Origin of the sequence: Glaesserella parasuis (assembly GCF_017352235.1) — a bacterium.
GTDB classification, from domain to species: domain Bacteria; phylum Pseudomonadota; class Gammaproteobacteria; order Enterobacterales; family Pasteurellaceae; genus Glaesserella; species Glaesserella parasuis.
This window is the reverse complement of record NZ_CP071487.1, coordinates 643,100-665,505: the sequence shown is the minus strand read 5'-3', so window position 1 is coordinate 665,505 and position 22,406 is coordinate 643,100. Positions and strand designations below refer to the sequence as shown.

8 protein-coding genes, 5 tRNA genes, 4 rRNA genes and 1 pseudogene are annotated in these 22,406 nt (G+C 40.8%); 7 read left to right on the top strand and 11 right to left on the bottom strand.

The annotated features are described in order from the left end of the window. Positions 1-176: 176 nt before the first annotated feature. From rrf (J1G47_RS03395) to J1G47_RS03355, 9 genes are all read right to left on the bottom strand, one after another. Positions 177-292, bottom strand: a 5S ribosomal RNA gene (gene rrf, locus J1G47_RS03395). 51 nt (positions 293-343) lie between these two features. Continuing rightward, positions 344-459, bottom strand: a 5S ribosomal RNA gene (gene rrf, locus J1G47_RS03390). Between the two features lie 342 nt (positions 460-801). Then, positions 802-3,818, bottom strand: a 23S ribosomal RNA gene (locus J1G47_RS03385). A 284-nt stretch (positions 3,819-4,102) separates the two neighbouring features. Further along, a tRNA-Ala gene (locus tag J1G47_RS03380) sits at positions 4,103-4,178 on the bottom strand. A gap of 69 nt (positions 4,179-4,247) precedes the next feature. Next, positions 4,248-4,324, bottom strand: a tRNA-Ile gene (locus tag J1G47_RS03375). 79 nt (positions 4,325-4,403) lie between these two features. After that, positions 4,404-5,946, bottom strand: a 16S ribosomal RNA gene (locus J1G47_RS03370). The 16S, 23S and 5S rRNA genes sit together here with 5 tRNA genes alongside, the layout of an rRNA operon. Positions 5,947-6,126: 180 nt before the next feature. Continuing rightward, positions 6,127-6,203 (bottom strand) — tRNA-Pro (locus tag J1G47_RS03365). A gap of 26 nt (positions 6,204-6,229) precedes the next feature. Further along, a tRNA-His gene (locus tag J1G47_RS03360) sits at positions 6,230-6,305 on the bottom strand. Between the two features lie 27 nt (positions 6,306-6,332). Continuing rightward, positions 6,333-6,409, bottom strand: a tRNA-Arg gene (locus J1G47_RS03355). A gap of 206 nt (positions 6,410-6,615) precedes the next feature. On the opposite strand from J1G47_RS03355, the pseudogene J1G47_RS03350 reads away from it, so the two are divergent. Beyond that, positions 6,616-7,063, top strand: a pseudogene (locus J1G47_RS03350) (IS5 family transposase); the annotation flags it as partial. Between the two features lie 536 nt (positions 7,064-7,599). Here the strand turns inward: J1G47_RS03350 and J1G47_RS12005 are convergent. Then, complete coding sequence (locus tag J1G47_RS12005; RefSeq protein ID WP_010786080.1) at positions 7,600-7,725, bottom strand: hypothetical protein; 126 nt, start codon at positions 7,723-7,725, stop codon at positions 7,600-7,602. Positions 7,726-8,388: 663 nt separating this feature from the next. On the opposite strand from J1G47_RS12005, the gene J1G47_RS03345 reads away from it, so the two are divergent. Continuing rightward, positions 8,389-9,378 carry an inorganic pyrophosphatase gene (locus J1G47_RS03345; RefSeq protein ID WP_234923267.1) on the top strand — a complete coding sequence of 330 codons (990 nt, stop codon included), beginning with the start codon at positions 8,389-8,391 and terminating at the stop codon, positions 9,376-9,378. Positions 9,379-9,872: 494 nt separating this feature from the next. On the opposite strand, the gene ilvC is transcribed toward J1G47_RS03345, so the two are convergent. Next, positions 9,873-11,354 carry a ketol-acid reductoisomerase gene (gene ilvC / locus J1G47_RS03340; protein WP_160404709.1) on the bottom strand — a complete coding sequence of 494 codons (1,482 nt, stop codon included), beginning with the start codon at positions 11,352-11,354 and terminating at the stop codon, positions 9,873-9,875. A 254-nt stretch (positions 11,355-11,608) separates the two neighbouring features. Here ilvC and J1G47_RS03335 point away from each other — a divergent pair, with 254 nt between their 5' ends. The 5 genes from J1G47_RS03335 to J1G47_RS03320 all read left to right on the top strand — a co-directional run bounded on the left by J1G47_RS03335 (position 11,609) and on the right by J1G47_RS03320 (position 22,395). Next, a complete protein-coding gene (locus J1G47_RS03335; protein ID WP_207326754.1) occupies positions 11,609-14,893 on the top strand; it encodes a site-specific DNA-methyltransferase in 3,285 nt (1,094 codons plus the stop codon). Beyond that, positions 14,893-18,297, top strand: coding sequence for a DEAD/DEAH box helicase family protein (locus J1G47_RS03330; RefSeq protein ID WP_207326753.1), 3,405 nt, complete (start codon positions 14,893-14,895; stop codon positions 18,295-18,297). The genes J1G47_RS03335 and J1G47_RS03330 overlap by 1 nt, the downstream gene beginning before the upstream one ends. Before the next feature lie 159 nt (positions 18,298-18,456). Next, a complete protein-coding gene (locus J1G47_RS03325; RefSeq protein ID WP_234924168.1) occupies positions 18,457-19,221 on the top strand; it encodes a Fic family protein in 765 nt (254 codons plus the stop codon). Continuing rightward, positions 19,214-19,525, top strand: a complete 312-nt coding sequence (locus tag J1G47_RS11745; RefSeq protein ID WP_234924167.1) for a Fic family protein — start codon at positions 19,214-19,216, stop codon at positions 19,523-19,525. The genes J1G47_RS03325 and J1G47_RS11745 overlap by 8 nt, the downstream gene beginning before the upstream one ends. Before the next feature lie 17 nt (positions 19,526-19,542). Further along, positions 19,543-22,395, top strand: coding sequence for an SNF2-related protein (locus J1G47_RS03320; RefSeq protein ID WP_160402870.1), 2,853 nt, complete (start codon positions 19,543-19,545; stop codon positions 22,393-22,395). Positions 22,396-22,406: the final 11 nt, after the last annotated feature.

Below are 22,406 nucleotides of genomic sequence, written 5' to 3'. Positions count from 1 at the left end.
TATAACATAATTGTAGAAATATCTACATTATGAAGTCAAATTCAACGAAAAAACTCAATTTTTTCCACCACACTTTTATAAACTTGAAAAAGATTAATTGGGTTAAAATCCCTTAGTTTTGTTTTCCCGAACAAAAAGCAAAAACCCCAGTATCTCTACTAGGGTTTAAATTAATGCCCTGATGGTGCCCTACTCTCACATGGGGAATCCCCACACTACCATCGACGTTACAGCTTTTCACTTCTGAGTTCGGTATGGAGTCAGGTGGGACCACAGCACTATTGTTGCCAAGAAATTCTTTTATTAAGTTAGTTCACTAATTTAATGAACTAAGTTAATAAAACCCCGACGATGCTCTACTCTCACATGGGGAATCCCCACACTACCATCGACGTTACAGCTTTTCACTTCTGAGTTCGGTATGGAGTCAGGTGGGACAACTGCACTATTGTCGTCGGGAAAATCTTTTGATGATTCTCTCTATCTTCTTTTTTCTGTTCTTTAAGGGCAAATGTAATTTGTCCCTACATCTTTCCGTTCTTTAAGGGCAAATGTAATTTGCCCCTACATCTTTCCGTTCTTTAAGGGCAAATGTAATTTGCCCCTACATCTTTCTGTTCTTTAAGGGCAAATATAATTTGCCCCTACATCTTTCTGTTCTTTAAGGGCAAATGTAATTTGCCCCTACACTATTCTAATTTCGAAACAAGCTGTTCTGAGTCTCTTTGTTTTATTTTGTTTAGTTAGTTTGTTGCTTTTATTCAGCTCTCTCACGTCTACTTCAAAAACGCTTGAGGTTGTATAGTTAAGCCTCTCGGGCAATTAGTATCTGTTAGCTCAACGGCTCACACCGCTTACACACCAGACCTATCTACGTCGTAGTCTTCAACAACCCTTACTAGCTTATAGCTAGGGAGAACTCATCTTAAGGCGAGTTTCGTGCTTAGATGCTTTCAGCACTTATCTCTTCCGCATTTAGCTACCCAGCAATGCCTCTGGCGAGACAACTGGTACACCAGTGATGCGTCCACTCCGGTCCTCTCGTACTAGGAGCAGCCCCTCTCAATTCTCCAACGCCCACGGCAGATAGGGACCGAACTGTCTCACGACGTTCTAAACCCAGCTCGCGTACCACTTTAAATGGCGAACAGCCATACCCTTGGGACCTACTTCAGCCCCAGGATGTGATGAGCCGACATCGAGGTGCCAAACACCGCCGTCGATATGAACTCTTGGGCGGTATCAGCCTGTTATCCCCGGAGTACCTTTTATCCGTTGAGCGATGGCCCTTCCATTCAGAACCACCGGATCACTATGACCTGCTTTCGCACCTGCTCGACTTGTCTGTCTCGCAGTTAAGCTTGCTTATACCATTGCACTAACCTCACGATGTCCGACCGTGATTAGCAAACCTTCGTGCTCCTCCGTTACGCTTTGGGAGGAGACCGCCCCAGTCAAACTACCCACCAGACACTGTCCGAGACCACGTTTCGTAATCTTCGTTAGAACATCAAACGTTAAAGGGTGGTATTTCAAGGACGACTCCACAAGCACTGGCGTGCCTGCTTCTAAGTCTCCCACCTATCCTACACATCAAAATTCAATGTTCAGTGTCAAGCTATAGTAAAGGTTCACGGGGTCTTTCCGTCTAGCCGCGGGTACACCGCATCTTCACGGCGATTTCAATTTCACTGAGTCTCGGGTGGAGACAGCCTGGCCATCATTATGCCATTCGTGCAGGTCGGAACTTACCCGACAAGGAATTTCGCTACCTTAGGACCGTTATAGTTACGGCCGCCGTTTACTGGGGCTTCGATCAGGAGCTTCTCTTTCGATAACACCATCAATTAACCTTCCAGCACCGGGCAGGCATCACACCCTATACGTCCACTTTCGTGTTTGCAGAGTGCTGTGTTTTTAATAAACAGTTGCAGCCAGCTGGTATCTTCGACTGGTTCAGCCTTCGGAGGTATACTCTTACAACCTACGCCAGCGCACCTTCTCCCGAAGTTACGGTGCTATTTTGCCTAGTTCCTTCACCCGAGTTCTCTCAAGCGCCTGAGTATTCTCTACCTGACCACCTGTGTCGGTTTTCAGTACGGTTTAGTAAAGCCTTTCGCTTAGTGGCTTTTCCTGGAAGCGTGGTATCAGTTACTTCATTTCCGTAGAAACTCGTCATCATCTCTCAGTGTTATGGAAGTCCGGATTTGCCTAAACTTCCCACCTACCAACTTAAACAGACATCCAACAGTCTGCTAACCTAACCTTCTCCGTCCCCACATCGCAGCTTTACCAAGTACGGGAATATTAACCCGTTTCCCATCGACTACGCTTTTCAGCCTCGCCTTAGGGGCCGACTCACCCTGCCCCGATTAACGTTGGACAGGAACCCTTGGTCTTCCGGCGAACGAGTTTTTCACTCGTTTTATCGTTACTTATGTCAGCATTCGCACTTGTGATATCTCCAGCATACTTCTCAATACACCTTCATCGACTTACACAACGCTCCCCTACCCAACAGGCGTATCACAAATATTCCTCTGATTTCTATCCGCACTTTATGCCAACTCAACGTGTTGGGTGCTTGACCAACATCTTATTCCGTTTCACTTCATTCGATGTTGTTAATCGAAGGCGTATTTGTGATACGCCTGATGCCGCAGCTTCGGTGCTATATTTTAGCCCCGTTACATCTTCCGCGCAGGCCGACTCGACTAGTGAGCTATTACGCTTTCTTTAAATGGTGGCTGCTTCTAAGCCAACATCCTAGCTGTCTAAGCCTTCCCACTTCGTTTCCCACTTAATATAGACTTTGGGACCTTAGCTGGCGGTCTGGGTTGTTTCCCTCTCCACGATGGACGTTAGCACCCACTGTGTGTCTCCTATGCATTACTCTTCGGTATTCGCAGTTTGCATCGGGTTGGTAATCCGGGATGAACCCCTAGCCGAAACAGTGCTCTACCCCCGAAGGTATTCACATAAGGCTCTACCTAAATAGATTTCGGGGAGAACCAGCTATCTCCCGGTTTGATTGGCCTTTCACCCCCAGCCACAAGTCATCCGCTAATTTTTCAACATTAGTCGGTTCGGTCCTCCAGTTAGTGTTACCCAACCTTCAACCTGCCCATGGCTAGATCACCGGGTTTCGGGTCTATACCTTGCAACTCACCGCCCAGTTAAGACTCGGTTTCCCTTCGGCTCCCTTATTCAGTTAACCTCGCTACAAAATATAAGTCGCTGACCCATTATACAAAAGGTACGCAGTCACCCAAAAGGGCTCCCACTGCTTGTACGTACACGGTTTCAGGTTCTATTTCACTCCCCTCACTGGGGTTCTTTTCGCCTTTCCTTCACAGTACTGGTTCACTATCGGTCAATCAGGAGTATTTAGCCTTGGAGGATGGTCCCCCCATCTTCAAACAGGATTTCTCGTGTCCCGCCCTACTTGTTGCAAGTTTAGTACCACAACATAAACTTAAAATACGGGGCTATCACCCTGTGTCGCTTGGCTTCCCAGCCAATTCTTCTGTCTTTGCTGCTATCACTTGCTGGCTCTTTCGCTTTCGCTCGCCGCTACTGACAAAATCTCGGTTGATTTCTTTTCCTCGGGGTACTTAGATGTTTCAGTTCTCCCGGTTTGCCTCAACAGACTATGTATTCATCTATTGATAGTAGATTCTTCATCTACTGGGTTTCCCCATTCGGATATCTTGGATTAAACGCTTCTTATCAACTCATCCAAGCTTTTCGCAGATTAGCACGTCCTTCTTCGCCTCTGATTGCCTAGGCATCCACCGTGTACGCTTAGTCACTTAACCATACAACCTCAAACATTTTCACTTGAAGTTGATATTAACTACTAAACACTTGACTGCTTTTGTTCAGTCAAGATTTTTCTTACTACTCAGACTTTCTTGTTTCAGGGCAAATGTGATTTGCCCCTACAGAAAATCTCTCAGTTTTCAGCTTGTTTCCAAATTTTTAAAGAACATTCGATAATCACCTTTCGGCTAAATCATCATACTTAAATTAACAAGCGGTCACTTCTTGCTTTTATTTCGCATTCAGTTTCTATTTTGCTTGTTCACTTAAATATGATGATTGGTGGAGATAAGCGGGATCGAACCGCTGACCTCCTGCGTGCAAGGCAGGCGCTCTCCCAGCTGAGCTATATCCCCAAAATGTCATCACATCGCTTTCTTCGTTTCACTCACTATTCAGTATAGATTTCTCTTCACCGTTTAGAGTGGTGGGTCTGAGTGGACTTGAACCACCGACCTCACCCTTATCAGGGGTGCGCTCTAACCACCTGAGCTACAGACCCAAAAGGATGTCTTCGTTCTCTTTCTTGTCTACAATTACCAAACAATCTGTGTGAACACTTGCAAATCTCTTCATTCAGGTAAGGAGGTGATCCAACCGCAGGTTCCCCTACGGTTACCTTGTTACGACTTCACCCCAGTCATGAATCATACCGTGGTAAACGCCCCCCCTTTCAGTTAAGCTATCTACTTCTGGTACAACCCACTCCCATGGTGTGACGGGCGGTGTGTACAAGGCCCGGGAACGTATTCACCGCGACATTCTGATTCGCGATTACTAGCGATTCCGACTTCATGGAGTCGAGTTGCAGACTCCAATCCGGACTTAGATGCACTTTCTGAGATTCACTCCACCTCGCGGCTTCGTCACCCTCTGTATGCACCATTGTAGCACGTGTGTAGCCCTACTCGTAAGGGCCATGATGACTTGACGTCATCCCCACCTTCCTCCAGTTTATCACTGGCAGTCTCCTTTGAGTTCCCGACCGAATCGCTGGCAACAAAGGATAAGGGTTGCGCTCGTTGCGGGACTTAACCCAACATTTCACAACACGAGCTGACGACAGCCATGCAGCACCTGTCTCTAAGTTCCCGAAGGCACACTCTCATCTCTGAAAGCTTCTTAGGATGTCAAGAGTAGGTAAGGTTCTTCGCGTTGCATCGAATTAAACCACATGCTCCACCGCTTGTGCGGGCCCCCGTCAATTCATTTGAGTTTTAACCTTGCGGCCGTACTCCCCAGGCGGTCGATTTATCACGTTAGCTACGGGCACCAAACATAAAGCCCAATCCCCAAATCGACAGCGTTTACAGCGTGGACTACCAGGGTATCTAATCCTGTTTGCTCCCCACGCTTTCGCACATGAGCGTCAGTATTTTCCCAAGGGGCTGCCTTCGCCTTCGGTATTCCTCCACATCTCTACGCATTTCACCGCTACACGTGGAATTCTACCCCTCCCTAAAATACTCTAGCCACCCAGTATGAAATGCAATTCCCAAGTTAAGCTCGGGGCTTTCACATCTCACTTAAGTCACCGCCTGCGTGCCCTTTACGCCCAGTCATTCCGATTAACGCTCGCACCCTCCGTATTACCGCGGCTGCTGGCACGGAGTTAGCCGGTGCTTCTTCTGTGACTAACGTCAATGTAATGCTCTATTAAAACATCACCCTTCCTCATCACCGAAAGAACTTTACAACCCGAAGGCCTTCTTCATTCACGCGGCATGGCTGCATCAGGGTTCCCCCCATTGTGCAATATTCCCCACTGCTGCCTCCCGTAGGAGTCTGGACCGTGTCTCAGTTCCAGTGTGGCTGGTCATCCTCTCAGACCAGCTAGAGATCGTCGGCTTGGTAGGCCTTTACCCCACCAACTACCTAATCCCACTTGGGCTCATCTTATGGCAGGTGGCCCGAAAGTCCCACCCTCTAGTCCTTAGACATTACGCGGTATTAGCGACAGTTTCCCGTCGTTATCCCCCTCCATAAGCCAGATCCCCAAGCATTACTCACCCGTCCGCCACTCGTCAGCAAAGAAAGCAAGCTTCCTCCCTGCTACCGTTCGACTTGCATGTGTTAAGCCTGCCGCCAGCGTTCAATCTGAGCCATGATCAAACTCTTCAATTTAAAAAGTTTAATCGCTCAATAAACTGCTTAGCTAAAGTTTACATATTACTTTTAAGTAAAAATGAATTTCTAGTTTAAGCACCTATTAAGACTTCAAAATTAAAAAAATATATTTAAACAAAGTCAATCAACAAGTGCCCACACAGATTGTCTGATAAGTTGTTAAAGAGCAAAATAAAGTGGTCGGCGAGATAGGATTTGAACCTACGACCCACTGGTCCCAAACCAGTTGCGCTACCAAGCTGCGCTACTCGCCGTCTGATATGCCACTGCATATATTTAATGGGGTGGCTAATGGGACTCGAACCCACGACAACTGGAATCACAATCCAGGGCTCTACCAACTGAGCTATAGCCACCATTTCTAGTCGATATTGCATTACCTCTGGCGCGCTCGACAGGATTTGAACCTGCGACCTTTGGCTCCGGAGGCCAACGCTCTATCCAACTGAGCTACGAACGCGTTGTTTTCAGTACTGCGTCGCAACGGAGGCGTATATTAGTGATTTCACTCTCGCTTGTCTAGCACTTTTTTAAAAAATTTTCTTGTATGCTCTTAATTTATTCAAAATGTCTAGAGCGTGTTGATCTTTTAAGTACAAAAAAACAAACGACATAGAAATTTGGTATAATTTAGTTCGCCAAAACCTAACCATTCCGTACAAACTAAGCGGTCAAAATCCGCAAGCGATTGGCAAAAGTGTGGCGGTAATAGCACAAAAATTCATTTAGCGGTAGATAGTTGTGGAAATCCTATTGATTTTGTTCTGACGGGGGTGAAGTTCACGACAGTAAAGCTGCGCCTGAGCTTGTGGAATTGTTACCTGACAGTGAGACCATTGTTGCAGACAGAGGTTATGATTGTGAAGCCTTACGAGCACTTATTTTGACGACAACAAAAGCAGTTCCAGTTATACCTCGTAGACGAAATTCAAAGGTGGGTAATGATGATATAGACTGGTGTTTATATCGTTATCGCCATTTAGTTGAAAATGCGTTTGCTTTTTTAAAACAATACCGAGCCATTGCGACTCGGTACGATAAGTTAGCAAGAAATTATGCGGCATCGCTAGCAATGATTTGTTGTATTCGCTGGGGGAAATTGTTGTTTGGTTAAGATTTAAACTCAAAAGATCAACAGCCCCTAAGGCTTTAATTGTATTGGTTTCATCGCCTACGTCTTTTATACGTTTCAGCACGTCAAATAGAGGAGCGGTACAACAAGAAAATAAATCGGCTAAGGCTTCATAGCTTAATGAACGGTTATTATTCACTTCAAGTAGCATTTGCTCAAAAGCGGTGCAAGCTCCTTTCATTCGCTCAAGTACTATTAAATCATCTTTACTTAATAAAAAATGAACGCCTTTATAAGAAAAATATTGTTCAAAAAATGCTTGTGTTTGCGTAATGTAGTGCTGTTTTGTGATTTCTTGATTTATTATACTTTGTTCAAGTTCAGGAGATTTACTTGAAAGTAATTGAGCGATCGCTTTAATGCATTTTTTACTTTATCCGTTGTTTCAAAAGTGTTTAAGTAAATTAAAGCTGTTTCGGGTGTAATTAAAAAAGTAATTGCCAATTGATCAGATCGCCAGCTTTCAACCTCAATGTAGTCTTGATTAAGAATAAAGCCTAATTTAGGTAACATCAGTTTTAATGTGCCAGATACTGGAATGCCTTATCAATCGCAATATATAAATCTTGCAGAGAAATCAAAAGCTGTGAACGGTTATTGATAAGACGTGAATAAAGTTTGAATGAAAATTGTTGAGCGTTCATAATGAACTCCTTTGTGTATTTACGAAATTTTACCCTATAAAATAGGGTGCCAAGGGGGGTTCGTAAGCCACACAAAGACGGCTGGAGTTATTTCCCTTTCGGGTGTTGTATTCCTCGCCCCCTCGGTATTGAGTTTAAATAAATTGTGCCTTTTGCCCCAAAATTGCAAATTTTAGGTACAAAAAACCGCTTGATCTATCGGGTGCGGTTATCCGCTTTGTGTAAGGTTACGACACCTTGAGAACAGTCATACGCGTTTTAAGATAAATAGCAAGTGTTTAATTAAAAAATTGAATGTTCAACTTTAAAATCATTGTTGTTTACTCATAACTATTTGATTTTTATAAAATAGAATTTCTTTCATTAAGTTGAACCATTCAAATCTTTTCTTGCAAGCGGTCAAATTTCCCCTAAATTTTACCAATCCCCACAAAAACGCCCTTTTAAGCCCTTTTTCTGTTTAAGCCGAACAAGTGTAGCTCTTTTGTCTTTTAGTGTGTTTATAAACGCTCGTAAACGCCTTAAATTTGATTCTTGCTTGTTGTATTTGGCATTAGTTATGTATTGCAGTATAAGTGTTTTATTAAAGTAGTTTAAAAGAGCAGTTTTATAAATCAGTTTAAAGTTTGCGGTATTGGTTGAATGATTAAAACAGAGCGATATATGAACAATGCTGAAGTTGCTTACAATAATTTAATCGAAACTTTAGACAGTTGTATTGAACAAGCTTACGAAAAGGCACAAGGTGATAAAGCAAAGTTTAGGTTTCATTTTTTAGAATTATTTGGGAAATTTAATGGAGGTTTAAATTTGTATATTCCTAAATTTGATAACCTTACAAAAGAAGCGGGCAAAATCCCACAGTTTGGGCGTTTAGCTTTTCGCACTCGTTCAACCGTTCGAGAATTACACGGCGACTCTAACCGCTTAACGCCTGAAGATGTAACAAGTTTAAGCGTAGAATTAAAAGAACACGATATTGAATACCCTATTGATTATCGTGAAGATAATGATGCCAGCTATCCTTTGAAAAAATACGCTCTTTCTGTTGTTCAAGATGTCATTGCGTTAGGGCGTGAAGTGGCTGTTGCTGAAATTGCACAAAATGCAGCTAATTATTCAGCTGAAAATGTTGTTACACTGACTGAAACACAACGTTTCACAAATGCAAAATCTGGCCCTTTAAAATTCATCAATGATGGTTTAGAAGCTGTTTCTGCTACTATTGGGCGTTTGCCTAATGTTTGTGTAATTGCTTCAGATGTTTGGAAAATTTTAAAAGAAAATACAAACCTTTTAGAACGTATCAAATACACTCGCACAGGCATTTTAACCCCTGAAATTTTTGCTGAATTGATTGGCGTTGAAACGGTAAAAATCGGTGCTGCTTCGCAAGAAAAAGACGGCAATTTAGAAAAAATCTGGTCAAATAGCATTGTTTTGGCTTATGTTGCAAACGGTAAAGATAAAGGTAAAAAAGGCAATATTTTTGAACCGTCTTACGGTTACACGGTAAGACGTAAAGATGGCTTATTTGTTGATACTTACCAAGAGAAAGGCGGTAAAGTGGAAATTATTCGTTGCACGGATATTAACGCCCCTTTCCTTGTTGGAAAATCAGCAGGTTATTTAATTCAAGGTTGTATTAAGTAAATAGGTTTTACCTTTCAATCAGATTGTTTGCTTGCACCGTCAAAAAACGGTTTTCTGATTGATTGAAAACGTCACTAAAGACGTAAAAAAGACTAAAAGGGCTTTAGCTAGTGGAATAGTTAAAGCCCTTTTCTCTAAAAAATGAAATTTTATTGCTGTATGTGAAAAAAGCGAAATTGTTATTTATCTTGCTTTTTTTGTTGTAGTTATGTCGCTTTGTTTTAATAAAATTCGATGACTTTTTGTTTGAAAGATTGGGTGTATTTAGTCATAAAAACCTGCACCTTAATTAGTTGGTTGTTTAGCCCAACTTTTGGGGTGCAGATCATCTACGTCAGCCCCTAATTCAATTTAATCTTGCAAGTTATGATAATGCGCTACTGCTCTTGCTTTGCGAACGTAAGGGCTAGTTGTAGAATACCAAAGCCTCATATTAATTAAACCAAACACAAAAAGCCCACTATTTCCATAGCAGGCTTTTTTATCACTAAAAATTAGTCACCAACAGCAATGCGTTTCATATCTGTCATATAACCACGCAATTCTTGGCCGATTAACTCAACCGGGTGGTTGCGGATGGCATCGTTAATATCACGCAAGTACACATTGTCGATTTCAACGGTTGGTGTTGGTTCGCCTAAATCGCCTTTTTGTAACATTGGGATTAATTTCTCTGCAAGAATTGGCGTTGCAACGTGTGAGAATAAGTAGTTACCGTATTCCGCAGTGTCTGAAATAACCACGTTCATTTCGTATAAACGTTTACGCGCGATAGTGTTTGCGATTAACGGAAGCTCGTGTAGTGACTCATAGTATGCAGACTCTTCATAGATACCGCTTGCAACCATTGCATCGAATGCCATTTCAACACCGGCTTTCACCATTGCAACCATCACTACGCCGTTATCGAAGTATTCTTGTTCAGAAATTTTGATACCCTCTGCTTTTGGTGAATTTTCGAAAGCAGTTTTGCCTGTTTCTTCACGCCATTTTAATAAGTTTGCATCACCATTTGCCCAGTCAGCCATCATTGTTGATGAGAACTCACCGCTGATGATGTCGTCCATATGTTTTAAGTAAAGATCGTTTAATTGGACTTTAATTTCTTCCGCTAATTCAAAGGCACGGATTTTTGCTGAGTTAGAAAGACGATCCATCATTAATGTGATACCGCCTTGTTTTAACGCTTCAGTAATGGTTTCCCAACCGTATTGAATTAATTTGCTTGCATATGCCAGATCTTTACCGTCTGCCACTAATTTGTCGTAGCACACGATAGAACCTGCTTGTAACATACCGCAAAGGATGGTTTGCTCACCCATTAAGTCAGATTTCACTTCTGCCACGAATGAAGATTCTAACACGCCCGCACGGTCGCCACCTGTCGCACTTGCCCACGCTTTTGCAATCGCCATACCTTCGCCTTTCGGGTCATTTTCAGGGTGAACTGCGATTAATGTAGGCACACCGAAACCACGTTTATATTCTTCACGCACTTCTGTACCTGGGCATTTTGGTGCCGTCATCACAACGGTGATGTCTTTACGAATTTGCTCACCTTCTTCAACAATGTTGAAACCGTGTGAATAACCGAATGCTGCGCCTTGTTTCATTAATGGCATCACATCTGCAACCACTTTTGAATGTTGTTTATCCGGGGTTAAGTTAATCACTAAATCTGCAGTTGGGATTAACTCTTGGTATGTGCCAACTTTAAAACCATTTTCGCTTGCACGAGTAAATGAAGCACGTTTTTCTGCAATCGCTTCTGCACGCAATGCATAAGCAATATCTAAACCAGAATCACGCATATTTAAACCTTGGTTTAAACCTTGCGCACCACAACCTACGATCACGATTTTTTTGCCTTTTAAGAAGTTGCAACCGTCAGCAAATTCGCTACGATCCATAAAACGACAACGACCTAATTGGTCAAGTTTTTCACGTAAGTTTAATGTGTTGAAATAGTTAGCCATAATAAAAATCCTGTGTTGTTAATGTTGAATGTTTGATGTTGTGTTTACATACTGTAGTTGTTTTTGCGAGTTTGATTATAGCTGTTTTTGTTATTGCGTAAATTGACATTATTAGAATTTATCATTGCACTAAATAAAATCACAAGCGGTCAGAACCCTATTATTTTTTGCAAATTTTTGCGGAGTAAGAGCCTTAACACTCAAGTTATCTTTGCTATAATTCCCCAAATTTACCTAAAATTGAAGGAATTCTTATGTCCCAACTTATCGAACTCACTCATAAACTCAAAGAAATCTTCCAAATCAACCGTGCAGATTTGGATTTTGGGATTTATCGGATTTTAAACACGCGTAGCCAAGAGATTGAAAAGTATCTTTCGCAAACCTTGCCACAAAAAGTGAAGCAGGCGTTGGGTGATAACCAAAGTGAGCAAATCGCAGGCTGGCAGGCGGAACTGGAGCAAGCCAAAAAACAAGCTCAAGAGCTAGGCATTGACCCAAACCAATCACCCAAAGTCCAAGAACTGCAAAGCAAAATTGAACAAGCCAAAAAAGGCAGTGCTGATCACGAGACGGCGGTTTATCGCCATCTTTTAACCTTTTTCAGTCGCTATTACGAAGAAGGCGATTTTATCAGCCAACGCCGTTATAAAGGCGATACTTATGCCGTGCCTTATTCAGGCGAAGAAGTGTTGCTACATTGGGCGAATAAAGATCAGTACTACACCAAATCGGGCGAGAATTTCAGCAATTATCGTTTTAGCCTTGATGATGGTCGTACCGTCTTTTTCCGTTTAAACAGTGCCGATATTGCCAAAGACAACCGCAAAGATAACGATACGAAGCGTTTGTTTACCCTTGCTACCGCACAAACCATTGAACGTGAAAATGAAGATGGCGAGTTGGAAATGATTGACATCAACCCAATCACACAAAGCGAAGACGGCAAAACTTTAACCATTTTGTTTGATTACAAACCGTTTGAAAAATCGGCAAAACAAGAGAAAATTTTGGAACAAGATTTAGCCACGTTGCAAGCTCACGATTTGCTACAAACCAAGTGGATTGCCTTAGCCGAGCGTTGCCCAACCGAGAAAAATCCTAACCGCACTTTATTGGAAAAACATTTAAGCGACTACACCCAGAAAAACAGTGCCGACTATTTTATCCATAAAGATTTAGGCGGTTTTTTACGCCGTGAATTGGATTTTTATATCAAAAACGAAGTGATGAATTTGGACGATGTGCAAAATATTAGCCATTTCGCACCGCTTGAAGCCAATTTACGCCTAATCCAAACCTTACGCAGCATTGCTTTAGAGCTTATTGCCTTTTTGGCACAGTTGGAAAATTTCCAGAAAAAATTGTGGCTGAAAAAGAAATTTGTGGCGGGGCATCACTATTTAATTACTCTTAGCCATATTTTGCAGCTCGAACAAGCGGGCAAATTTATTGAAGAAATTGCAAATAACAGCAAACAACTTGCTCAATGGCAAAGCTTATTTAACCTGCCGTCTGCGGATGCTCAAGCATTTTTAAATGTTCAAAAAGCAAACAATGCGGGGGGGGGTAAAACGCCTTTAAATTCAAATGGTTACGATGATTTACAACATCTTGTTGTGGATACATCACTCTTTTCTGCCACATTCCAATCTGCACTAATTTCCACACTTTCACGCTCACTGGGCGACTTTGACAGCCATATCAACGGCACACTTATTCATTCGGATAATTTCCAAGCCTTAAATTTATTACAAGCCCGTTATCGCGAACAGGTGAAATGTATTTATATTGATCCGCCGTATAACACCGAAGATGACCGTGCAAAAGGTAAATTTATTTACAAAGATGGATATCCTAGCTCTACATGGGCAAGCCTTATTCATAGTCGTTTGTTACTTGCTAAACCACTATTAAATCAAGCAGGCGTACTTTTTCAAAGTATTGATGATAATGAACAAGCAAATTTAAAATTACTTTCTAATGAAATTTTCGGAAAAGAAAACTTCATTTCCCTATTGACAGTTGAAAATAATCCAAAAGGTAGAAAAAACTCTAAATTTATTTCTGTATGTAATGATTATTGTCTAATTTATGCTTTTGATAATACAAAAAGTTATTTTATTGAAAATATACCAAAAGATATTAAAGACTTAACACAGGATGAATACGGTAATTATGTTCATAACAGCGGCAAGCGAGTATTGGTCGGTGAAAATAAGTTTAATAATTTAGTCCAAAACTTCAATTCAGATAAACACTATACTATTTATTATCATGATGCATTAAAACATTTAGTCACAAAAAAAGAAACTCAATTAAATGAAATAGATGAAAATTTAGTTTCTCAAGGTTATGTAAGATATATTTCTTATATCGGAAATTCATTTGTAGAAAACACTTATACAGATAGAAAATTCTTAAAGTTATTTGAAAATAAAGCTTTAGAATTCAAGGATAATAAAATATATGAAAAAAATTTTAGTACGACTATCAGATTGAAAAGCATCTTATCTAATAAAAAATATGTTGGAGTCACTCAAAATATTAAATCTACAATCGAATTAGATTTTAAGACCACTTCTGCTGGGACATTGTTGAAAAATTTATTTAATAAGGATGATGTTTTTAATGCTCCAAAAAATATTACTTTTATTAAAACATTAGTAACTTTAATTGATGACAAAAATCAAATCATTCTCGACTACTTCGCAGGTTCAGGCACCACCGCCCACGCCGTTATTAACCTAAACCGTGAAGATAACGGCAACCGTCAATATATTCTTGTGGAACAAGGTGAATATTTTGATACGGTGTTAAAACCGCGTGTGCAAAAAGTGATTTATAGCAAAGCGTGGAAAGAGGGTAAGCCCGTTGCGGAAGGTGGTGCGGAAAATCTACAAGGTGTACCGCAAATTGTTAAAGTACTGAAACTGGAAAGCTATGAAGATACGCTGAATAATCTTGAACTTCGCCGCAGTGGTTTATTTGACCATTTGCCTGAAAATGTACAACAAGATTATCTGCTGAACTATATGCTGAATATCGACAGCCGTGGAAGTTTGCTCAATGTATCGCACTTTGAGAAACCGTTTGATTATGGCTTAAACATTAGCACCACCAGTGCCGGTGCTTATGAATGGCAAAAAGTGGATTTGGTGGAAACCTTTAATTATCTGATTGGAGCACGGTTAGTCAGTATTGATGATCAGCGAGTTAAAAGAGGCTATGTAGCGATAGATTGTCAATTACCTAATCAAAGCGGGGATGACAAAACATTAATTGTTTGGCGTGATTGTGAACAATGGCATTATGAAAATTTGTATGCAGAAAAAGAATTCAGCCACAATTTTCAAGGTAACAAAACGACGCTATTTGGTAAGATGAATTTTAATCCTAAAAATACCGACTATGCACAAGTCTATATCAATGGCGACCATACCCTTGAAACAGTGTGGGACGGTGAGCAAAGTGGTAGTTTGAAGATTGTCAGCATTGAAGATGCGTTCTTATCCTTAATGTTTGAGGGGGACGCATAATGGCAAAAGCACCCCAAAATACCAAATTCCATTTTGATGAGCATTTAATTTTAAATCGTTGGCTGTTTTCGTTATTTCACAAAACATCGTTAAATGAGTTTAAAAGCCTGTTGGAAAGCGTAGAAAATGACGACTATATCGCCAGCGATGGACAGAGCCATTTTTATCACCGCCTAAGCAATGAGCTATTTTTTGAACACGACAATCCGCTAAGCCTTGCGGAGCTTGCTGCTTATGATTTGCGGTTGGTGCATTATTGGCAAAAAATCACGGAAAAGCGTAATCGCACAAGCGGTCATATTTTGCGACCAAAATACTTCCAGTATCTATCGCTATTGTTTACCGAAATTTATTTGGATTGGTATTTTAATAAAAAAGCCGAGTTGCAGACCGCACTTAATCAGCAGTTGGTGCAATACGCCAAAGAGATGGGCAAAGAAGCACAAGATTTTGAAGAGTATCGCTTAAATGATTTAAATAAAATCGCCTTTTGGAACGCCACAGGTTCGGGCAAAACCTTGTTAATGCACGTCAATATTTTGCAGTATTTGCATTATTTCGGCAAAAACCAACCGCTTGTACGCCCTGATAAAGTGATTGTGCTTACCCCAAACGAAGGTTTAAGCCGTCAGCATAAAGAAGAGCTTGAATTGTCAGGCTTTCAAGCCAGTTTTTTTGATAAAAATGTTATCTCGCAGACGGCATTTAATTTTAGCCAAGATGAGGTGGGTATTGGCTTGGGCGTTGAAATCATTGATGTCAATAAACTTGCCGACAAATCGGGCGATAAAACCGTGTCGGTAGAAGCCTTTGAAGGCAATAATTTGGTGTTGGTGGACGAAGGGCATCGTGGCATATCGGGCGAACAGTGGCTGTTACGCCGTGAAGCCTTAGTCAAAGGCGGATTTGCCTTTGAATATTCGGCAACGCTTGGGCAAGCGGTGGCAGGCCGCAAAACCATTGCTAAACAAGTGGAAGACAAGCAAAAAGCAAAAGCCAAGTTATTGTTTAATAAAGGTTCGTTAAAAGGTTTATCAGAAGACGACTTAGCCAAATTAACCCTTGATGAGCTGGAAATGGCAAAGGTTCGCACCACTGCAGTGCTTGAAACTTATGCTAAATCGGTGTTGTTTGATTATTCCTATAAGCATTTTTATCACGATGGCTATGGTAAAGAGAGCCTGATTTTAAATATTGAAAAACAAGGTTTTGATGAGCATTTGCCTGTTTATTTTGTGGCAGGTTTGTTGTCGTTTTATCAACAACTTTATTTGTTTGAACAACACAAATCGACATTGGCGGAATGGAATATTGAAAAGCCATTGATGGTGTTTGTGGGGCATCGTGTTAAAGAAAGTAATAAAGAAACAGAAGAACAAAAAGTAGAAAAATCTGATATTTTAACTGTTATTCGACAGCTGGCTTTCTTTGTGAATCAATCTCAACAGGTAAAAAAGTGGTTGAAAGAACTCATACTAGATAATCCTCAAATATTGGGTAAGAATAATGAACACCTTTTCAAAGGGCGTTTTGTGCCATTACTCTCTTTTGTCGATGACGTGGATGCTTTGTATCAAGATATGTTGCGTAAGATTTTTGGGGCGACACATTCAAGCCGTCTGCGTTTAACCCATTTGAAAAAAAGCGATGGCGAACTGGCATTATCCCTTGGCGAACAAGGCGAGAAATTTGGTGTTATCAATATCGGCGATGCTTCTGGTTTACTGAAAACCGCACAAGAAAATTTTGCCGATGAGTTTGAGGCGGTGAGCGATGAGTTTAATGGCGGTTTATTTGCTGAAATTAATCATAAAACATCTCCCGTAAATATCTTAATCGGTTCGCGTAAGTTTACCGAAGGTTGGTCAAGCTGGCGTGTTTCTACGATGGGCTTGCTCAATATGGGCAAAGGCGAAGGTAGCCAGATTATTCAGTTATTTGGGCGTGGCGTGCGATTAAAAGGGCGTGAATGGTCGCTCAAACGTTCATTGCCAAGCGTTCGCCCGAAAGGTGTCTTTTTAGAAAAACTGGAAACGCTCAATATTTTTGGTATCAATGCCGATTATATGGAAGTGTTCCGTGGCTATTTGGACGATGAAGATATCCAAACCGGCGATGAAATGCTGACGTTGGATTTCCCTGTACAAAAACGCTTGCCTGCCATCAAACTGAAAACCTTAAAACTCAAAGAAGAAGTCAAAGGCAATCGTAAGCAGTCGTTTAAGCGAGTAGAAAAGCAGATTTATCTGTTTGAAATTCCTGAAAAATGGCAGAACAAAATTAAAGGGATTGAAATTAGCCTAGATCGCTATCCAAAAGTGCAAAGTTTTGCCACCAAAGGCACGGCAATCACTCAAGTGCAAGGCGAACAGCGTGATGAAGTGAAGTTAAATTCGGCACTGTTTGATTTTTTTGATTGGGATAAGATTTATCTGCAAGTGGCACGTTTTAAACATCAGCAATCTTGGTATAACTTGCGATTAGATAAAGCGAAGTTACGCCAATTTGCCGAGCAAAGCCATTGGTATCGTTTGTATATGCCAAAAGCGGCGTTAAAGATGGATAGTTTTGCCCAAGTGGCGTTGCAGCAAGAGATTTTGATCGATTTATTGCTGGAATATGTGAAAGCCTTTTATAACCGCTTAAAAGCTGCCTACGAAGGGCAGTTTTATGAAGTGGTTACGGTGGATGACAGCAATGGCTCTATGTTGGATAAATACCAATTTAGTTTGCCTGATAATGACGAAGGTAATGAAATCAAACAACGATTAGAAGCCTTAGCAGACGGCATTAGCGAGTTTAGCAATGGGGTAAAACCTGTTTATGGTGGCGACAAAGGGTTGCAAATGCTCTGTTTTGATGGGCATTTGTATGCACCCATTTTTGCTTGCTTAGAACGCCAAGATTTGCCGTTTAGTATTCAACCGCTTGCCATTGGCGATGAAAGTGAACTGCGTTTAATCAGTGATTTAGTCAATGCCAAAGCAAGTGGCAAGTTGAGCGAGTGGACGCAAGGCAAAGATTTGTATCTATTACGCAATGCTGCCAATAAGTCCAAAGGCTTGGGTTTTGCTTTGGCGGGCAATTTCTATCCCGACTTTTTGCTGTGGCTTGTGGACAATCAAACAGGTAAACAATGGCTTAGCTTGATTGATCCGAAAGGCATTCGCAATATGGATTTAGACAATGCCAAATTTGGGTTATACGATGAGTTGCAAAAGTTGGCAAGTGAATTGAAGATTGAGACTCCGATTTTATCTGCCTTTATTTTGTCTATTACCAAACAGGCAGATTTGCTCAATGTGGGGCATTTAACAACACAAGATTTCGCCGAGAAACATATTTTGTTTATGGATGGCAATCAGGTTTATCTCAAACAGATGTTTAAGATGATGCTGCAATAGTGGTGTAGATGCTTGAAATGGTAAAGTGGGAATAACGTACACAAGAAAAGTGGATTTTGTGTGCATATCGGAATAACATACACAAGAAATCCCATTTTCTTGTGTATGTTGTGTGAATGTGCACATTATTCCTAATTTTTATGTTGATGAGAACGAAGTATGAATTACGTCATTCCTGATTTATTCGCGTTGGGAGATTTGGAAAGCAAATCTGTTTTTAAAGCCTGTACCCACGCACATCGTGCATTGGGGGAGTTAAAAGGTGTCGTGCATACGATGCCAAATCCCAATATTTTGCTTGGTACTTTGCCTTTGCAAGAAGCAAAAGAAAGTTCAGAAATTGAGAATATTGTAACCACACAAGATGACTTATATCAGAGTAATTACGCCACACAGCAATTTGCTTCTGGGGCAGCTAAAGAAGTTCATCATTATGTTCAGGCAATGAGTTTAGGATTTCATGAAGTACAAAAAAGTGGTTTGATAACCCTAAATTTAATTAAAGAGATACAGCGTGAGTTGGAAGGTAATAACGCAGGCTTCCGCAAACAAGCAGGAACTGGTTTAGTGAATCAAACCACGCAAGAAGTGGTGTATATGTCACCTCAAACCTATGATGAAATCGAAAATCTGATGGCTGGTTTAGAAAGGTTTATCAACGACTCTGAACAAATGGATTATGACCCTTTGGTTAAAATGGCATTAATTCATCATCAATTTGAAAGTATTCATCCTTTTTACGATGGAAATGGTCGTACAGGGAGAATTATCAATATTTTGTATTTGATTCAGCAAGGATTGTTAGATACGCCTGTTTTGTATTTATCACGATACATCAATCGTAATAAAAGTGAATATTATCAATTGTTACAAGCAGTACGAGAAACCCAACAATGGGAACCTTGGCTGATTTTTTATGCTTAATGGTATTGCTGAAACGGCTATTCAATCGGTTAAATTGATTAATGAAATCAAAGCTCTAATGATGAAGCAAAAACAGATGATTCGTGAAAATTTACCTAAAGTGTATAGTCATGAATTATTAAATAATTTATTCAAATATCCCTATACAAAAATTGACTTTGTAATGGAAGATTGTCAAATCCATCGTAATACAGCCGTTAAGCGTCTTGACGAATTGGTTGCTTTAGGTGTTTTAGCGAAAACCAAAATAGGAAAAGAAAATTTTTATATTAATGTTGAATTGTTTCATTTGTTGATGCAGTAGGTAATTGGAAAATTTGTATGAATATCACAGCGTATCAAGCGAAGTATTTTGCCAATGAAATTTTGTGTCGTTCCGAAAATGGAGTGGCTCGTATTTCAGACGGTTTATTTAATGCTAAAGTAGATCTTAATCCCCATCAGATTGATGCAGCGTTATTTGCACTGAAAAATCCGCTTGAGCGTGGCGTATTACTTGCCGATGAAGTGGGTTTGGGCAAAACGGTGGAAGCTGGTTTGGTGCTTTGCCAATTATGGGCGGAACGAAAACGCCGTTTGTTGGTAATCTGCCCTGCGGTGTTGCGGAAACAGTGGGCAAATGAATTGGCTGAAAAGTTTGGTTTACCTTGTGTGATTTTGGATAAATCGCTATTAAAACAAGAATATCAAGGCAGCTTGCCAAGTTTTTTGCAAGCCAACATGGGCAAGAGAGTCATAATTATTTCTTACCAATATGCAACCAAACTCGCGAATTTTTTGGCCGGAGAACTGTTTGATTGCGTCGTGATGGATGAGGCGCATAAACTGCGTAATGCCCATCGTACCAGTAATAAAATGGGGCAAACATTACGCTCGGCATTTGATGGGCGTAAAAAGTTACTACTCACTGCAACACCATTGCAAAACAGTTTGATGGAACTTTATGGTTTATCTACCTTGCTTGACGAATATTTATTTGGTGATGAAAAGGTGTTTCGCCGTGAGTTTGTCAATGAGCACAATATGGCGGAATTAAAAAGCCGTCTGCAAACTGTGGTAAAGCGAACGTTACGCAAAGATGTGTTGGAATATATCCGCTATACCAAACGCCATACGCTTACCCAAAATTTCTATCCAAGCGATGAAGAACAGGCGTTATATCAAGCTGTATCGGATTTTATCAGCAAAGAACATAGCTTGGCGTTACCGAAGCGACAACGTCATTTGATTGGCTTGATTTTGCGTAAATTATTGGCTTCCAGCCCTTATGCCGTGGCGGATACGCTTAGCATTATCTTAAAACGCCTTTATACACTCAAAGAACAACAGGCTAAACAAGAATATTTATTACTTGATTTGAGAGAAAGTGAAGCAGACTTAGCCGATGAGTTGGATGAAGAGTGGGAAGATGATGAGTCAAATGATGATGAAGGATTAACATCGGATGATCGTCAAACACTAGATGATGAAATCGCTCAAATTGAAGGTTTTATCGCACAAACCAAACAATTACGCCACGATAGTAAAGCAAGTTCACTTTTAACCGCACTACAAACCGGTTTTGCCAAAATGGCGGAACTTGGTGCAGCTCAAAAAGCGATTATTTTTACAGAAAGTGTGCGAACGCAAGCCTATTTATATGACTTTTTGATTGCCAATGGCTATGCCAATCAAGTGGTGAGTTTTTCAGGTGCTAATCATCACACTGATGCCAAACGCGTTTATGAACAGTGGCTTGCTGATGAAAATAATGCCGGTCGAATAACAGGTTCTCCACAAGTGGATATGCGTACGGCGTTGATTGATCACTTTAAGAACAATGCACAGATTATGATTGCCACTGAAGCAGCAGCCGAAGGGGTAAACTTGCAATTCTGTTCCTTGCTTATCAATTACGATTTGCCTTGGAACCCGCAACGAGTGGAACAACGCATTGGTCGTTGCCATCGTTATGGGCAAAAATTTGATGTGGTAGTAATTAACTTTTTGAGCCAACGCAATGAAGCCGATCAACGAGTTTTAGAACTGTTAAGCGAAAAATTTAAGTTATTTGATGGCGTATTCGGTGCATCTGATGAAATTCTAGGGCGTATTGAAACAGGTTTGGATTTTGAAAAACGTATTGCTCATATTTACGATAGTTGCCGCAGTGCGGAAGAAATCAAGCAAGCCTTTGATGACTTACAAAAAGAAATGGAAACACAAATCCAAGAGGCAATGCAGACGGCAAGTTCGGCTTTGTTAGACCATTTTGATGAAGATGTGCACGAACGCTTGAAGTTACAGCTTTCCCAAAGCCAACAATTATTGGATAAAACCAGCCGCTATTTTTGGTATGCAAGCCAATTTGCATTACAAGATTATGCGAAATTTGACGAAGCCCAAAAATCCTTTTACTTGCAACAATCGCCTATTGAAACAGCTCAAACGGGACGCTATCAATTGCAACAACGAGAGGGGCAGACAGGATACGATTATCGCTTAAACCATCCTTTAGGCGAATGGTGTTTAGAGTATTGTCAGCAAGTTCAAACCGATGTGGCTTGTGTGCAGTTTGATTATAGCCGGCACCCAACGAAATTATCTGTGTTAGCGGAACACCAACGGCAATCAGGTTGGCTATGGGTGGATAAGCTCGGTTTTTATGGAGAAAACCAAACACAGGAACAGCTTGTTTTTACCGCCAGAACCGATACAGGTGAATGGTTAGATGAGGATTTTTGCCGAAAATTGTTTAGCGTATCGGCTCAGGTAAACGCAGATAATGTTGCTTTACCCGATGACTTACAAAGCAATGTCAATCAAGCTATTCAGGGCATAAGTGCAAAACAGGCTGAAACACAAATGGCGTTATTAAAACAAGAAAGCGAACGTTTGGATAAATGGGCAGAAGATAAAATCAAGGCTGCTCAGGAAGCCATTGTGGAAGTGAGTGAAAAAATCAAACAAGTCAAACGTGAGAAAAACCAAGCAGCAAATTTAGAACAACTTGCAAATTTTGAAACACAATTGAAAGATTTAGAGAAAAAACGCCGACAATTAAGGGCAAATATTTTTGATGTGGAAGAGGAAATTGAGGAAGAGCGAGATAGGTTATTTGCTCGTATCCGAGATAAATTAGAACAACAGCGTAAGGTTGAACATTTGTTTGCGGTAAGGTGGGTAATTACTTGATTACTACAAGC

What these genes read in the sequence shown, in the direction of transcription:
- J1G47_RS12005 (WP_010786080.1), bottom strand. Translation starts at nt 7,725, where the DNA reads ATGAACGCTCAACAATTTTCATTCAAACTTTATTCACGTCTTATCAAT.
- J1G47_RS03345 (WP_234923267.1), top strand. Translation starts at nt 8,389, where the DNA reads ATGAACAATGCTGAAGTTGCTTACAATAATTTAATCGAAACTTTAGAC.
- ilvC (WP_160404709.1), bottom strand. Translation starts at nt 11,354, where the DNA reads ATGGCTAACTATTTCAACACATTAAACTTACGTGAAAAACTTGACCAA.
- J1G47_RS03335 (WP_207326754.1), top strand. Translation starts at nt 11,609, where the DNA reads ATGTCCCAACTTATCGAACTCACTCATAAACTCAAAGAAATCTTCCAA.
- J1G47_RS03330 (WP_207326753.1), top strand. Translation starts at nt 14,893, where the DNA reads ATGGCAAAAGCACCCCAAAATACCAAATTCCATTTTGATGAGCATTTA.
- J1G47_RS03325 (WP_234924168.1), top strand. Translation starts at nt 18,457, where the DNA reads ATGAATTACGTCATTCCTGATTTATTCGCGTTGGGAGATTTGGAAAGC.
- J1G47_RS11745 (WP_234924167.1), top strand. Translation starts at nt 19,214, where the DNA reads ATGCTTAATGGTATTGCTGAAACGGCTATTCAATCGGTTAAATTGATT.
- J1G47_RS03320 (WP_160402870.1), top strand. Translation starts at nt 19,543, where the DNA reads ATGAATATCACAGCGTATCAAGCGAAGTATTTTGCCAATGAAATTTTG.